This window comes from Cobetia sp. 29-18-1 (genome assembly GCF_029846405.1).
In the GTDB taxonomy this organism is placed as follows: Bacteria; Pseudomonadota; Gammaproteobacteria; order Pseudomonadales; family Halomonadaceae; genus Cobetia; species Cobetia amphilecti.
On sequence record NZ_JARWKS010000009.1, the window covers coordinates 20,796 to 36,768 of the forward strand.

The 15,973-nt window shown below is 64.6% G+C and carries 12 protein-coding genes; 3 read left to right on the top strand and 9 right to left on the bottom strand.

What is annotated here, in order from left to right:
* Positions 1-172: 172 nt before the first annotated feature.
* Positions 173-862, top strand: coding sequence for a phosphate regulon transcriptional regulator PhoB (gene phoB, locus QD208_RS08795; RefSeq protein ID WP_043331741.1), 690 nt, complete (start codon positions 173-175; stop codon positions 860-862).
* Positions 863-869: 7 nt separating this feature from the next.
* On the top strand, positions 870-2,192 hold the full coding sequence (phoR, locus tag QD208_RS08800) for a phosphate regulon sensor histidine kinase PhoR (RefSeq protein WP_279836527.1): 1,323 nt from the start codon (positions 870-872) through the stop codon (positions 2,190-2,192).
* A 138-nt stretch (positions 2,193-2,330) separates the two neighbouring features.
* On the opposite strand, the gene cysZ is transcribed toward phoR, so the two are convergent.
* The 6 genes from cysZ to QD208_RS08830 form a co-directional block, all read right to left on the bottom strand.
* Positions 2,331-3,059 (bottom strand): sulfate transporter CysZ, encoded by a 729-nt coding sequence (gene cysZ / locus QD208_RS08805; RefSeq protein ID WP_043331739.1) that lies wholly within the window; start codon positions 3,057-3,059, stop codon positions 2,331-2,333.
* Positions 3,060-3,255: 196 nt separating this feature from the next.
* Positions 3,256-3,981: a phosphate signaling complex protein PhoU gene (gene phoU, locus QD208_RS08810; protein WP_043331737.1), complete on the bottom strand. Its 726-nt coding sequence runs from the start codon at positions 3,979-3,981 to the stop codon at positions 3,256-3,258.
* A 219-nt stretch (positions 3,982-4,200) separates the two neighbouring features.
* A complete protein-coding gene (pstB, locus tag QD208_RS08815; RefSeq protein WP_279836528.1) occupies positions 4,201-5,046 on the bottom strand; it encodes a phosphate ABC transporter ATP-binding protein PstB in 846 nt (281 codons plus the stop codon).
* The gene (gene pstA / locus QD208_RS08820; protein ID WP_279836529.1) at positions 5,043-6,839 is read right to left on the bottom strand and encodes a phosphate ABC transporter permease PstA; all 1,797 of its coding nucleotides are present in this window, start codon (positions 6,837-6,839) and stop codon (positions 5,043-5,045) included. Before pstA ends, pstB begins: the two co-directional genes overlap by 4 nt.
* Positions 6,836-9,094 (bottom strand): ABC transporter permease subunit, encoded by a 2,259-nt coding sequence (locus tag QD208_RS08825; RefSeq protein ID WP_279836530.1) that lies wholly within the window; start codon positions 9,092-9,094, stop codon positions 6,836-6,838. The genes pstA and QD208_RS08825 overlap by 4 nt, the downstream gene beginning before the upstream one ends.
* Positions 9,095-9,207: 113 nt before the next feature.
* On the bottom strand, positions 9,208-10,167 hold the full coding sequence (locus QD208_RS08830; RefSeq protein WP_279836531.1) for a phosphate ABC transporter substrate-binding protein: 960 nt from the start codon (positions 10,165-10,167) through the stop codon (positions 9,208-9,210).
* Between the two features lie 583 nt (positions 10,168-10,750).
* Between QD208_RS08830 and QD208_RS08835 the strand changes: the two genes are divergently transcribed.
* Positions 10,751-11,185, top strand: coding sequence for an acyl-CoA thioesterase (locus QD208_RS08835; RefSeq protein ID WP_054556356.1), 435 nt, complete (start codon positions 10,751-10,753; stop codon positions 11,183-11,185).
* Positions 11,186-11,347: 162 nt separating this feature from the next.
* On the opposite strand, the gene QD208_RS08840 is transcribed toward QD208_RS08835, so the two are convergent.
* The 3 genes from QD208_RS08840 to hexR form a co-directional block, all read right to left on the bottom strand.
* Positions 11,348-12,448, bottom strand: coding sequence for a TRAP transporter substrate-binding protein (locus QD208_RS08840; protein WP_043331733.1), 1,101 nt, complete (start codon positions 12,446-12,448; stop codon positions 11,348-11,350).
* A 206-nt stretch (positions 12,449-12,654) separates the two neighbouring features.
* Positions 12,655-14,877 (bottom strand): DNA helicase II, encoded by a 2,223-nt coding sequence (uvrD, locus tag QD208_RS08845; protein WP_043331731.1) that lies wholly within the window; start codon positions 14,875-14,877, stop codon positions 12,655-12,657.
* A 173-nt stretch (positions 14,878-15,050) separates the two neighbouring features.
* Positions 15,051-15,917 carry a transcriptional regulator HexR gene (hexR, locus tag QD208_RS08850; RefSeq protein ID WP_043331730.1) on the bottom strand — a complete coding sequence of 289 codons (867 nt, stop codon included), beginning with the start codon at positions 15,915-15,917 and terminating at the stop codon, positions 15,051-15,053.
* Between the last annotated feature and the right edge of the window lie 56 nt (positions 15,918-15,973).

Below are 15,973 nucleotides of genomic sequence, written 5' to 3' on the forward strand. Positions count from 1 at the left end.
TTGCTTCCCAGCCCACGGATCATGCCTGCCTGCCGCGCCTCCAAGGTGGCTGGCAGGCTTGCGTGCAAGCTGCCATGCTGGCAGTTGTCATCTCGTTGTCATATAAGCGGGTTGTAATCGTCATCGACTTGTCATTCTGGCGCGTGCGCCGACTGCTGCATGGGATCTAGCGATGAGCTCCAAGACCGTACTGATTGTCGACGATGAATCCTCGATTCGCGAGATGATCGCCGTTGCCCTCGAAATGGCGGATTACCGCGTGCTGGAGGCAGACAATGCCCAGGACGCCCACGCCATCGTCGTCGATGAAAAGCCCGATCTGCTGTTGCTGGACTGGATGATGCCGGGCACCAGTGGCCTGGAGCTCGCGCGGCGTCTCAAGCGTGACGAGACCACCTCGGAGCTGCCGATCATCCTGTTGACCGCCAAGGGCGAGGAAGACAACAAGATTCAAGGCCTGGAAGCCGGTGCCGACGACTACATCACCAAGCCCTTCTCGCCGCGCGAGCTGGTCGCCCGTCTCAAGGCCGTGCTGCGTCGCACCACTCCCAAGGGAGTCGAGGAGGCGGTGGAAGTCGAAGGCCTGATGCTCGACCCGGCCAGCCACCGCGTCACCGCCCACGGCAACTCGCTGGATGTCGGCCCGACCGAATATCGCCTGCTGCAGTTCTTCATGACGCATCAGGAGCGTGCCTACACGCGCAGCCAGCTGCTCGATCAGGTATGGGGCGGCAACGTCTATGTCGAGGAGCGCACCGTGGACGTGCACATCCGTCGCCTGCGCAAGGCGCTGGGCACAGGCCATCAGCATCTGATCCAGACCGTCCGCGGCACCGGTTACCGCTTCAGCGCTCAGGCCTGAGGGATTCATGCGCTATTGGACCAACGAGCTATGGCGCCTCGGCTACCTTGCCGGTGGCTTCGGCCTTATCGGTGGCCTGCTGGGCCATCTGGGCTGGGGCCTGGCGCTGGGCCTTTCGCTGTATCTGTTCGTCCATCTCAAGCACTTGAAGAGCCTCTACACCTGGCTGATCACCAATCCCCATGAAGAGCCGCCGCCCGGCGATGGCGTCTGGGGAGACCTGCTCGATCGTCTCTACCGCTACCAGAAGGGCCAGCGTCAGGCTCAGGAGCGACTGCGCAGCATCCTCAACCGTATCCAGGAATCCTCCGAGGCCATGCGCGACGGCCTGGTGATGCTGGACAACCACGGTGACATGGAATGGTGGAACAGCGCTGCCGAGCAGCTGGTCGGTCTCAAGGCCAGCCACGACCGTGGCCAGCACATCACCAATTATCTGCGTGACCCCGTCTTCATCGACTACTTCAATCGGCTGGCCTACCGCGAGCCGCTGACGCTCCAGTCGCCGCTGTCTGACAACCTGACGCTGCAGATCTCCATCACCCTGTTCGGTGACAACGAGCGTCTGGTCATGCTGCGTGACGTCACCCGCCTCTATCGTCTGGAAGAGATGCGCCGCGACTTCGTGGCCAATGTCTCCCATGAGCTGCGCACGCCGCTGACGGTGCTGGCCGGCTATCTCGAGACCTACTCCGATTACGCCGATGACCTGCCACCTCGCTGGCAGCGTGGACTGGGCCAGATGCAGAGCCAGACCGACCGCATGCAGCACCTGGTCGAGGACCTGCTGACCCTGTCACGCCTGGAAACCGACGAACTGTCCGACAACGGTCGCTGCATCGACATGAGCGCCCTGCTCGGCCATATCCGCGACGACGCCGAAGGCCTGTCCCAGGGGCGCCACACCTTCTCCATCGAGGCCGATGCCAGCCTGTCACTGCGCGGTGAGGAGCAGGAACTGCGCAGCGCGATCTCGAATCTGGTCTTCAATGCGGTGCGCTACACCCCCGAAGACTGCCATATCACCCTGCGCTGGAAGGCGGATGACCCGGGCCTGCTGGTCGAGGTGGAAGATGATGGGGATGGCATCGACCCGGTGCACCTGCCGCGCCTGACCGAGCGCTTCTACCGCATCGACAAGGGCCGCAGCACCGCCACGGGAGGCACCGGCCTCGGGCTTGCCATCGTCAAGCATGTGCTGATTCGCCATCAGGGCCATCTGGAGATCGACAGCCACCCCGGCGAGGGTGCGCGCTTCCGCTGTCACTTCCCCGACGAGCGCGCCTGTCAGGCAAGCGCTCCCCAGGCCAGCAGTGCGCTAGCCCAGTGATGGGCTGACTCAGTGATGATCTGACCCGGACGCCAGCCCAACGCAGAACGCCCCGCAGCCACCTCGAAAGGAGGCGACTGCGGGGCGTTTCGTTTGGTCAATCAGACGACGCTGCGGCTATTTCAGCGACAGGCTGTCTCAACGACGCGGTGCCGGCAACTGACGGTAGTGGCTCTGCCACATCAGTACCGCCCCGGCGACGGCGCCCGGGATGAACAGCAGATTGGCCAGCGGCACCAGCGTCATGACGAACACCGCGGCGCCGAAGGTCAGTGAGGGCCACCAGCGCGCCTTGAGGCGCTGCTTCATGTCACCGAAGCTGACCTGATGGTTGTCCATCGGGTAGTCGAGGTACTGGATCGACATGCTCCAGGCCGAGAACAGTCCCCACAACAGCGGCGAGAGCAGGTTCAGGCCCGGGATGAAGCCGATGATGAACAGCGCGATCATGCGCGGGATGAAGTAGCCCAGCTTGGCCATTTCACGTCCCAGCGAATCGACGCCGATCTTCATCAGGCCGCGGTCATCATCGATCAGGGTGCCATCCAGACGATGCTCGACCTTCTCGGCCAGAATGCCGTAGAAGGGCGCGGCGATCAGGTTGGTCACCAGGCTGAAGGTGAAGAACACCACCAGCAACAGACTCACCACCAGCACCGGCCAGATCAACCAGCTGAGCCACTCCAGCCACGCCGGTACCTTGAGCATCCAGTAATCGATCCAGCCACCGAACTGGTTGAACAACACCCACAGCGTGATGCTGTAGAGCACCAGGTTGATCGCCAGCGGTACGAATACGAAGCGGCGCAGCCCGGGGGTATAGACCATGCGGGTCCCGCGGACCAGCGCCGATACGGCATCAATCATGCGACGTCCTCGTCATCTCAAAAGAACCGGCCAGCCAGCGGGCTGGCCGGAGCCACACCCTAGCACTCCCGCCTGCGCGGCGCAGCTGTCGGCCGCCTGACACCGTTCGCGCTCCCACGACGCAATCGCCCCGCGGCCTGCCGGTGGGCAGGTGCGGGGCGAAAGAGGCGCCACAGGGGCAGAGAAGCGCGTCAGCTCACTTCTTGTCCAGGTCCTGCGGCTTCAGGTCATGGGTATCGGTGTGACGCACGTCCACGCCCTTGACCAGGAAGATGACGTACTCGGCCAGGTTGTCGGCGTGGTCACCGATGCGCTCCAGCGCACGCAGAATCCACATCACGTTGAGCACCGGCGTGATCTGGCGCGCGTCTTCCATCATGAAGGTCATCAGCGAGCGCATCGCGCTCTGATATTCCAGATCCACCGAGGCATCTTCACGCAGCACCTTGAGGGCAAGGTCGGTATCGAAGCGCGCGAAGGCCGTCAGGGAGTCACGCACCATGCTGCGCACGTGCTGGCTGAGGTGACGCACCTCGACCATGCCGCGCGGGCTCTGGCCATTCTCGACCAGCGAGATGGCATTGCGTGCGATCTTGCTCGATTCATCACCGATACGTTCGAGATCGGAGGTGGCGCGGATGACGGCCAGCACCAGGCGCAGGTCGGAGGCCGCCGGCTGACGGCGGGCCAACACCCGGGTGCACTCGTCATCGATCTTGAGCTGCATGTCGTTGACAGCCTTGTCGTTGTCGCGCACCCGCGTGGCGGTTTCACTGTCGCCTTCCAGCAATGCCGTGACGGCATCCTGCAGCTGCTTCTCTACCAGTCCGCCCATGGCCAGCAGGTGTGTCTTCAGTGCATCCAGCTCGTGATTGAACTGCTCTGAGATATGCTTGCCGTGCGAATCGCTGGTGATATCCATTTCCCTCTCCCGGAAAGTCGCCCACCGAGTCAGGGGGCGTGACATGAATGACGTGACAAGTATGGCCCACTACTGACTGACACAGCGGGCTCCCCCTCAGCATGCCGACACTTGATTGCAGTTATGTTTCACCCATGGCGCAAAGGCGGTATCTGGCCGCCATCGTCAGCAATATCAGGGCGAAAAGGCTAACTGGCTGCACGTTCGCGCATGAGCGCGCTAACCGAAACGCCCCGTGATGTAGTCTTCCGTCTGGCGGCGCCGCGGGTTGGTGAACAGCTGATCCGTCGGGGCGAATTCCACCAGGCGGCCCTCATGCAGGAAGGCGGTATCGTCTGACACCCGCGCGGCCTGCTGCATGTTGTGCGTGACGATGATCAGCGTCAGACGCGAGCGCAGCGAACGGATCAGCTCCTCGATCTTGAGCGTCGAGATGGGGTCCAGCGCCGAGGCCGGCTCATCCAGCAGCAGCACCTCCGGCTCGACCGCCAGCGTCCGCGCGATCACCAGCCGCTGTTGCTGGCCACCCGAGAGCCCCAGCGCGCTGTCGTGCAGGCGATCCTTCACCTCTTCCCAGAGCGCCGCGGAGCGCAGACAGGATTCGACCTTGTCATCGAGGTGGCGCTTGTCATTCTCGCCGACCAGCCGCAGCCCGAAGGCCACGTTCTCGTAGACCGACATCGGAAAGGGATTGGGCGTCTGGAAGACCATGCCGATCCGGCGGCGCAGCATCGGCACGTCCACACCGCGCGCATGAATGTCCTCGCCCTCGAGCAGCACCTTGCCGGAAAGACGTGACTGTTCGTCGAGATCGGTCATGCGATTGAAGGTACGCAACAGACTCGACTTGCCGCAGCCGGAAGGGCCGATGAAGGCCGTCACGCGCTTGCGTGTGATCTGCAGGCTGACATCCTCCAGTGCGCGGCGCGTCTGGTTCTCCTTGCCGACACGTGCCTGATAATCGAGGCTCAGGTGGCGGGTTTCCAGGCAGATATCCTCAGCCGGCCGCGCAGGCGTCTCCTGAAGAAACAACTGTGGCTTGGGCTGTTCAGAGTCACGCCTCATTCGGTGGCTCCCTTGTAACGTTGTGCCAGCATGTGACGCAGGCGAATGGCACTCAGATTGAGGCATAGAATCACGACCACCAGCACCAGCGCGGTCGCGTAGACCAGCGGCCGACTGCTGAAGGCATCGCTGCTCTGGAAGGCCAGATCATAGACCTGATGCCCCAGATGCATGAATTTGCGGTCCAGATGCAGCCACGGGAAGCTGTCATCCAGCGGCAGGTCCGGGGCCAGCTTGACCACTCCGACCAGCATCAGCGGCGCGACTTCACCCGCCGCACGCGCCACGGCCAGAATCAGCCCCGTCATCAGCGCCGGCGAGGCCGCCGGGATCACCACGCGCTTGAGCGTTTCCAGGCGTGTCGCCCCCAGCGCCAGCGCGCCTTCGCGCAGACGACGCGGCACGCGCGCCAGCCCCTCTTCCGTGGCGACGATCACCACCGGCAAGGTCAGCAGGGCCAGCGTCAGCGAGGCCCACAGAATGCCGCCGGTCCCGAAGGTCGGCGTCGGCAGCCGCTCGGAATAGAACAGCTCATCGATTCCGGCGCCCAGTCCATAGACGAAGAAACCGAGGCCGAATACGCCATAGACGATGGAGGGCACCCCGGCCAGGTTGCGCAGCGCGATGCGCGTCAGGCGCGTCAGGCGTCCCTGATGGGCCACCTCGTGCAGATAAAGTGCCGCCATCACGCCGAAGGGCATCACCATGATCGACATCAGTACCACCATCAGCACGGTGCCGAAGATGGCGGGCCAGACGCCACCGAAGCCCTCGGTAGGCGCGCCGGCCACGAAGTCACGGAAGCGCTTGAAGGTCATCATCAGCCGGCCGCTGAAGCCCATCGCATTGGGCCGCCAGGCATTGCGGATATCATCGAGCGCGATGCGGCCTTCGTAGCCGCCATTGCCGCCCAGCAGCAACTGACCGCCCGCCAGGGCGTCACGCAGGGCACTCAGTTGACCTTCACGCTCGATGAAGGCGCTGCGCACCTCTTCCAACTCCTCCTGCATCTGCTGCTCGAGCTCAGCGTCCTCATGTGTCTGCGCCGCGTCACCGTCAGCAGTGGCACTGCGCCGGGATGCCAGAGACTGCTGCAGCGCCTGATAGCGACTGCTCAAGGCTTCACTGTCCAGGCGCAGTGCCTGCAGCTGGCGGCGCTCGCTCTCGATCATCTTCAGGCGGGCAAACAGTGGCTCGGCGTCCTCGGACAAGGGCCGGCCAGGCCCGTCGCCGACATCGGGCGTGTGGTCCATCTCCCCCGTCATCGGGTCACTCAGCGCCCGTGGCATGCCGTAGAGAGTGCGGCCGTCGCGCATTTCCAGCATCAGCGCCTGGCTGGGGAAGGTCATCCTGTCGAGCAGCGTATCCGGCAGCCACTGCCAGCTGGCCGCGGCCCCGTCACGTGAGGATGTCTGCAGCAACCACCATTGCTGGCGAGCGTCATCCCCCTCGCCCGAGGCGACACGGCGCATCTCCTCGTGCATCAGCTCGCCGAGCAGATGGCGATTGTCGGCCGCCGGCTCACCGCGCGTGGTGGTCAGCGCCGTGGGACTCTGGCCCGGCTGCGCCGTCAGCTCCACCTCGACCAACCGTGAGGGCCAGAAGTGACTGAAGGAGCCCACCACCAGCAGGCTGAGCAGGCCCAGCACCAGCACCAGCGAGACACTGACCGCCATGGCATTCAGCCAGCCCCACGGGCCGCCGTCGCGCCAGTAGCGCTGCAGGCGCCCGACCAGCGGCTCGCGCGGGCGCAGCAATGAGGAGCTGGCGCGATTGGTGTCAGGGTGACTCATCCCCAGCTCCCCTGATTGGGTGGCGTGAAGCGCTGTCGCAGCACTTCCGCCAGCGTATTGACCACGAAGGTGAAGACGAACAATGCCAGGGCAGCGAGGAACAGCAAGCGGTAGTGGCTGCTGCCGACCTCGGCCTCCGGCAGCTCGATGGCCAGGGTCGCGGCCAGTGAACGCAGGCCCTCGAACAGGCTGGCATCCACCAGCGGCGTATTGCCGGCCACCATCAGCACGATCATCGTCTCACCGACCGCGCGCCCCATGCCGATCATCATCGCCGAGAACAGCCCGACGGCGGCGGCAGGCAGGATGACGCGGCGCAGACTCTGCCATGGCGTCGCGCCAAGCGCCGCGGAGCCGGCGGCCAGACCGCGCGGCACTGATGAGAGGGCGTCCTCGCTGAGCGTGAACAGGGTCGGCATCACCGCCAGCCCCAGCGCCATGCCGGTCACCAGGGTGTTGCGCTGGGCGTAATCGATGCCGTAATGGCTGAACAGCCACTGGCGGAGGTCGCCGTCGAACCACCACTGCTCGACCTGGCCGGCGATGGTCACATCCAGCCACAGCAGCACGAACAGCAGCGGCAACAGCCCGAAGGCCGCCATGTTTTCCGGCAGCAGATTGCGCCATACGCGCGGCGACAGGGTCCACAGGAAGCCGGCCACCATGGTGCCCAGCGGAATCAGGACCAGCCCCAGCAACACCGCCATCAGCTCACGCTCGACGAAGGGTGCGACCACCAGGGCGGCGATGAAGCCGATCACCACGGTCGGCAGTGCCTCCATCATCTCCAGCAGCGGCTTGATGCGGGAACGCTGGCGCGGTGCCATGAAGCAGGCGACATGGATGGCACAGCCGAGCCCCAACGGCACGGCAAACAGCAGCCCGACCAGCGCCGCCTTGAGCGTGCCCCACATGATGGGCACCAGCGACAGACGGGGTTCGTGGGTGCCGGTGCTCTCCAGCTGCCAGATCCACTCCGGCGCAGCGCGCCCCTCATACCAGACCTTGCCGAAGATGGCGTCGAGCCCGACGGCCTGATGAGGATCGTGTATCGCAAGCCCGGCATAGGCCTTGCCGAGCGCCCCCAGCGGCGCGTCCTGAGCGAGCTGGCCGGGCAGCCTCGCCTCCCGGGCCGCCGATGCCAGCAAGCGGCGGTCATCATTGTCAAATTCCAGCGCCACGCCTGCCGCGACCCGGGTGGCATCCAGCCAGTCCAGCACCTGACGGCGACGCTCGCTGGTGGCCAGATAGAGGCCAAGGCGGCCGTTGGCGTCCAGCGCGGCAAAGCCGAGGCTGTGATGGGCGGCGGCCATCGTCACCACCGGCGCCGACAGGTCACTGTCAAAGACGCCGGCCTTGACCAGCGGCTGCGCGTGCGCCGGCAACAGGTAATGGCTCAGGCCACCTGCCGCGTCCCCGACGATCAGGCTTCTGCCGCCACGCAGGACGCTGATCGCGGTGATCGCCGGCGATGACGCGGAGGCAGAAGAGCTCACAGCGTGATGTGCCAGCTTGCGCGCCAGCGGCTTGGTTCCGGTGGAAGCCTCGCTCAGTTGCCACTGGGTGAAGCCATCGCGGTCAGCGGTGACCAGCAGACGCCCCTGCTGCGAAGACAGCCTGGCCGTGCCCGGCAACCACTGCTGCTGCCACTCGGAGTGCGGGGGCTGACTTGCTGCATCGTCATCCAGCGCGCCGGCGGAGGCGTGTGGAGATGACAAGGCCAGACGCGCCAGCCACAGGCCATCGCCCTCCTCGAACGGAATGCGCAGCCACAGCTGGCCACGGCTGAGCACCAGGCTTGCCTGGCGGCGCTCAAGCCCAGCGGGAACCTCGATGGCACTGCCGCGCAGTCGCACGCCAGCGGCGGACTGCTGAACCACCTGCAGGCGATCATCCGCGAGCCAGACACCCGCCAGCGGCGAGGTGCGCGAATCCGCCGTCGAATCATCACTGGCCAGCACGGGAGGCAGCCCGTCACGCGCGGCAAGCGGCATGTCAGGCAAGGCGCTCAGCCAGTCAGGGGCGGTCTGAGCGGCAGGCATCTGCTGGTCGCTCGCTTGCTGTTCGAGCGCCTGCTGAGGAAGCGACGTGACGCTGGCGGGCTTGAGCAGCGGCCACGACACGCTGACCAGATAGGCCAGCATCACGACGACGATGACCATCACGCCCAGCCCGGCCGCTGTCAGCCACAGACTGGCAAGACGGTCATGCCGCAGACGACGACGCTGCATTCGGGAGGCATCAACTGCCGACATGAAATATCACCACGAAAGGATGTGCGCCCTGGAGTGTCGACTCCGCAGACGCATGAAGCGGGTATGGCACCGAGATTATGTCCAAGTGATGACAGAGAGATGACAAAGGCGAATCAAAGGGCATCCACATCCTCCAGCCCCAATTGCTGACGCCAGTGCAGCAGCTGCTTTTCCGGCAGTGGCACATAGCCACCGCGCAGGATGGCCTGCTGGCCCTGGCGCGACATGATCAATGACAGGAAGGCCTGCTCCAGCGCCGGGAGCGGCTCGTCAGGCACGCGATTGACGTAGATGTACAGCGCGCGGGTCAGCGGATAACGGCCATCGCGAATGCTGGCCCGGCTCGGGAAGACGGCGTGGCCACCCGCCTCACGGCTGACGGACAGCTGCTTCACCAGCGGCGAAGAGGTGCTGAAGCTGGCATAGCCGATGCCATTGGGTGAGGAGCCCACCGCACCGATGATGGAGGCCGAGCCCGGCTGTTCGCTGACATCGAGGCGGAAGTCACCATCGCACAGCGCGATACGGCGGAAGGCGCCGTAGGTGCCCGAGGTGGCACTGCGCCCGAAGCGCGTGATCTGGCGGTCATTCCACTCATCGCTCAGCCCGAGCTGGCCCCAGCGATTGGCCGCCTGGCCACCACAGTTGTGCGTGGCGGAGAAGATGGCATCCAGCTGCGCGATGCTGATCTCCTCCAGCGGATTGCTGCGATGCACGATGATGCCCATCGCATCCAGCGCCACGGGCACACCCAGCGGCGGATAGCCGAATTCACGCGTGAAGTCCTGACGCTCCTGATCGCTCATCGGACGCGACATCAGGCCGATGCGGGTGGTGCCGGCGATCAATGCCGGCGGTGCCGTCGAGGAGCCCGCGGCCTGCAGCTGCACGCGCACCCCCGGATGATAGCGGCGCAGCTGGGCAGCCCAGCGTGTCACCAGCACCGACAGGGTATCCGAGCCCACCGCCGTCAGGTTGCCCACCACCCCGGACACCGGGCGATATTCGGGCACCTTGTCGGCCAGTGCCGGAGCCGAGAGCGCCGAGAGCCCCAGCAGGCAGGCAAGCGACATCAGCCGCAGCGACGGCAGCCCTGAGCGCAGGCGGAGCGCGCATGAGGAGGACACATATGAGGAGGACGCGGATGACCCGCGACGCGACGCGAACACGGCGCGAAAGCCTGAACGGACAAGCGACCCGACGGAAACTGACATGGCGACTTCCCACCAGAGAATGAACAAGATGACGATGCGACACGGAGCTGGCCACTGCTTGCCACGCCCGTGGCGACGGGCACGCGACGGTGCCTCAGGGCGGCCCGTGCAGCATGGCGAAAGACAGCGAGTATCCGTCATTGCTGCGTTGAGGAACGATACTCCATGCTGCAGCGCAAAAAAATCTCCTGACAGTCCCTTGTCAGTGAGGACAGTGCTTTGTCCGCCGGAGTAGGATACAGGAGATGATGAAGCCGCTGCGGCTCATCCGCCATGGTCTGCGTCGCGCTGATGCTATCGATGGCACCCGGTGACTTTCTTCGGCAATTGCCGAAGTGCCCTGTGCAAGGCAGCGCCCTGCGCCAAAAGACGCACCTTTTTCAGATGGAAGGGTGCAGAAATGAAATGACCATTTTATAACAACAAGATAGCGAGTCATGACATGCAAGCTCTGGATGATATCCCGACGCCGAACGGCACACTGACGCTCAAATTGATTGCCCAGCGCCAGGACACCAATCTCTATGGCGACATCAGCGGCGGCTGGCTGATGCACCGCATGGACGAAGCCTGTGAGCTGGCCGCCGGGCGCGTCGCCCACGGACGCACTGCCACCGTGGCCGTCGAAGGCCTCGATTTCCTGTCGCCGGTGCGTATCGGCTCGGTGGTCAATATCTTCACTCAGGTGGCCGAGGTCGGGCGCAGTTCGATCAGGCTCGCCGTCGAGGTCTGGATCCGCCCGCCGCAGGAGCGCAATCAACACGCGCTGACCAAGGTGACCGAAGCCTGCTACGTGATGGTGGCACTCGATGACAATGGCCGCATCCGCGCCGTACCGGAGCAGGCCAGCACCGCCATCATCGAGGAGCAGGACTGATCCTGAGCAGGACTGAGCCAGGCGCCTCGCCTCTCTTCCTGTCAGCCACACGCCAAGAAAAAGCCGCCCTCAGGGGCGGCTTTTTCGTCAACAATCAGTCACGCGCTCAGACAGTCAGACAGTCAGGCAGACAGTGCGGCAGGCAGTCGGAAAGAGGCACGCTCAGGCTTCGCCCAGCACCCGACCACGCGCATCCAGATAGGCTTGCTCACCGATACGCGACCAGGGCGCGACCTGCTGCTGGAAGGCGCGATAGGACTCATAGACGCGCCTGGCGTCCTCATCCTTGGCGATGAACTCGTCCAGCACCTCGTTGGAGGCATCGAACAGCGCCGCATAGACGTCCTGAGGGAATTCACGCAGCTCCACACCGTGCTCCTCGACCAGCGAGGTCAGCGCGGTGGCGTTGCGCAGCGCGAATTCATCCACCATGGCGTGATTGGCGATTCTGGCCGCCTGGATCACCACCTGCTGCAGGTCTTCCGGCAGTGCCTGCCAGGCCTCGAGATTGACGGTGCCTTCGAGGATGGCGGAAGGCTCGTTCCAGGCCGGCGAGTAGTAATACTTGGCCACCTGATGCAGGCCGAAGGCCAGATCATTGTAGGGGCCGACCCAGTCGGTGGCATCGATCACGCCGGTTTCCATCGCGGTGAAGATCTCGCTGCCCGGCAGATTGACCGCGCTGGCGCCGATGCGATTCATCACTTCGCCCGCCAACCCCGGCAGGCGGATCTTCAGGCCCTTCATGTCCTCGAGACTGTTCACTTCCTTGTTGAACCAGCCGGCCATCTGGGTGCCGGTGTTGCCCACCGCCAGCGGCTTGAGGTTGTGGCGCGAGTAGATCTCGTCCCACAGCTTCATGCCATCGCCGTGATACAGCCAGGCGTTGGTCTCGGTGGTGTTCATGCCGAAGGGCACCGCAGTGAAGAACTGGGCCGCGGGCACCTTGCCCTTCCAGTAGTAGGAGGCCGAGTGGCCCATCTGGGCGGTACCGGAGGACACGGCATCGAAGACTTCCAGCGCCGGCACCATCTCGCCGGCGCCATAGACCTTGACCTGCAGGCGACCACCGGAGAGCTGACCGATCAGGCTGGCGAATTCATTGGCGCCGGTGCCCAGTGCCGGGAAGTTCTTCGGCCAGGAGGTGACCATCTTCCAGTGGATGGTCTCGCCCTCGGCGGCATTGGCGGTGGACACGAAAGGCGCGGCGGCGAGACCGGCAGCACCGGCCCCCAGAGCAGAGAGAAAACGGCGGCGTTGCATGGGACTTTCCTTGTTCGAGTTGTGGGCAATGCATGACGCGGCATCAAGACAGCTGATTGTCTGCCACTATGCCGCGACCCATGGATGGCCCACAACTGCACCAAGGCCGTAATGGCGCACGAATACCGCGCCCCCTGCGCCGCTTTTCACCTCTTGCCAGCGCCCGCTGTCAGCGCCTCATGGCTGCGTCTGCCATCAATGCAGGTTCAGCTCAGCACTTCCAGCTTGGCAAAGCCCAGCACCAGCCACTTGTCGCCTTCGCCCTCGAAGCTGATCTGCACACGCGCGCGCTCGCCCTGGCCTTCGGCATTGATGACCACGCCTTCCCCGAACAGCGGATGCCGCACCAGGCTGCCGAGCGAAAGTGCCGGCATGTCGCCATTGGCCTCGACACTCTCCTGACGCGGTCCGGAAGGACGGCGATTCGGCGTGGCGCGCTGGGTCGAGACCGGACGCGAGACCTGGCCACGCAGACGCACCTCTTCCATCAGCTCTTCCGGCAGTTCACGCAGGAAACGCGACGGCCGCTGGAAGGTCTCCTTGCCGTGCATGCGACGCAGCTCGGCGTAGGTCAGGTAGAGGCGCTGCATGGCGCGGGTGACACCGACGTAGCACAGGCGACGCTCTTCCTCGAGACGCCCCGGCTCTTCCAGCGACATCTTGTGCGGGAACAGCCCCTCCTCGACCCCGGCGACGAATACCACCGGGAATTCGAGCCCCTTGGCGGAGTGCAGCGTCATCATCTGCACGCATTCCTCGCCTTCGGCGGCTTCGTGATCGCCGGCATCCAGCGCGGCTTCGGCGAGGAAGGGTTCCAGCGCCTCGGCCCCTTCACTGGGGGCTTCCGGGTCCATGCGTTCGCCCTGACTGAAGGCGCGGCAGGCGTTGACCAGCTCCGAGAGGTTCTCGAGGCGCGCCTGGCCCTTCTCGCCCTTCTCGGCGGCGTGATGCTCACGCAGGCCCGAGACATGGATGACATGCTCGACCAGCTCATGCAGCGCCATGCCGGCGGTGTCGTTGTCGAGGCCATCGATGATGTCGGCGAAGGCTCGCACGGCGGTGGCGGCGCGTCCCTTGAGGGCGCCATCGGAGACCGCATCGCTCATCGCTTGCCACATGGTCAGGTTGCCGTAGCGTGCGCGCTCGCGCAGCTGCTCGACGGTGCGCATGCCGATGCCACGCGCCGGCACGTTGATCACGCGCTCCAGGGCGGCATCGTCCTCGCGGTTGTTCATCAGACGCAGGTAGGCGAGCGCGTTCTTGATCTCGAGACGCTCGTAGAAGCGCTGGCCGCCATAGATGCGATACGGCATGCCCTGGCGGATCAGCGTCTCCTCCAGCACGCGTGACTGGGCGTTGGAGCGATACAGGATCGCGATCTCGTCGCGGCTGTAGCCATGCTCATTGACCAGTTCACGGATGGTATCGGCGATGTAGCGCGACTCGTCGATGTCATTGAAGCCGGCATAGACACGAATGCGCTCGCCGCGACCGCTGTCGGTCCACAGCTCCTTGCCCATGCGCCCGCCATTGTGGCTGATCAGGGCGTTGGCGGCCTCCAGAATGGCGCTGGAGGAACGATAGTTCTGTTCCAGGCGCACCACGCGGGTGTTGGCGAATTCCTCGGTGAAGCGCTGGATATTCTCGACCCGCGCGCCACGCCAGCCGTAGATGGACTGGTCATCATCGCCGACCACGGTCATGCACTCGCGATCACCGGCCAACAGCTTCAGCCAGGCGTACTGCAGGGTGTTGGTATCCTGGAACTCGTCGACCAGCAGGTGGGCGAAGCGCTCGCGGTAATGCGCCAGCAGGTGCGGCGTATCGCGCAGCAGCTCCAGCGAGCGCAGCAGCAGCTCACCGAAATCGACCAAGCCGCCGCGTTCACAGGCGAGCTGATAGAGCTCATACATCTCGACCATCTTGCCCATGTAGGCATCGCCGTGGGTCTGCACCTGATGGGCGCGCAGACCTTCCTCCTTGCAGCCGGCGATGAAGTACTGGACCTGCTTGGGCGGCCAGCGCTCGTCATCGACGTTGTGCTCCTTGAGCAGCCGCTTGACCATGCGCAGCTGGTCATCGCTGTCGATGATCTGGAAGTGCTCGGGCAGGCGCGCCTCCTGCCAGTGGGTGCGCAGCAGACGGTGACTGATGGAGTGGAAGGTGCCGACCCACATGTGGCGCAGGCTGCTGCCATTGAGCGCCTCGAGACGCGTGCGCATCTCCCGCGAGGCCTTGTTGGTGAAGGTCACCGACAGGATGGCGTAGGGCGAGAACTGGTATTGGTCCATCAACCAGGCGATGCGGTGAACCAGCACGCGGGTCTTGCCGGAACCGGCCCCCGCCAGTACCAGCATGTTGCCCGGCGGCGCGGACACGGCCTCACGCTGATGCGTGTTGAGGTGATCGAGGAGGGGCGATTCGGACATGCAGGGCTCACCACAGGGCAGAGGAGTCGAGGAGCGGAGCAGCGTGAGATTCGCTGCCCCTGTTCAGGCATCCACCTTATCACAGCGGCCTGCCCTGCTCTTCCCCGCGCCGGCCTTCCTTGCACATACGTGCCTTGCACTTGCCTTCAAGACAGATGATGCCCGGGCGGCGCTCAGTGGGTATCGAAGTCGTGGTCGTCGATGCGCAGGGTGGCGAGGCTCTTCTTGACCGCCTCCAGCTGCTCCTTGAGCTTGGGTCCACGCGCCTTGGCGACACCGACCGCCAGCGTATCGACGATCACCAGGTGCGCGATACGCGAGCTCATCGGGGTGTAGATCTCGGTGTCTTCGTGCACATCGATGTGCAGCGGCAGCGTGACTTCATCCGCCAGTGGCGAGCCACTCGGACACAGCCCGATGACGGTCGCGCCGGCGTCCCGCGCCAGACGCACGCTGGCGATCAGCGCCTTGGTGCGGCCGGTCTGGGAGATGGCCACCACCACATCGCGCGGCCCCAGCGTCACCGCTGACATGTTCTGCATATGCGGGTCGGTGTAGGCGGCGGTGGAGATCTGCAGGCGGAAGAACTTGTGCTGGGCATCGTGAGCCACGGCGCCCGAGGCACCATAGCCGTAGAACTCGACCCGGCTGGCGGAGGCCAGCGAGTGGATGGCGCGCGCGACGGCTTCGGCATCCAGGCGGTCACGCACCGACAGCAGGGTGCCGATGGTGGAATCGAACAGCGAGTGCGAGAACTCGGCCACGCTATCGGAGTCATTCATGGAGAACTGGGCGAACTGGGTGCCGGTGGCGAGGCGTTGCGCCAGCTGCAGCTTGAAATCCTGGAAGCCGGCGAAGCCCATTGCCCGACAGAAACGCACGACCGTCGGCTCACTGACCGATGACTCGCTGGCCAGATCGACGATCCGCATGTGAATCACTTCCTCCGGATGGCGAAGGACATAGCGTGCGACCTTTTGTTCAGAGCGGCGGAAATTCTCCATCCGGCTCCTCAGGTCGTCGAAGATGGCATGGCTCACGGCACACTCCTTGCAGACTTCATGGGCATGCCTGAGCTTACGTCATCCCCCCAGGG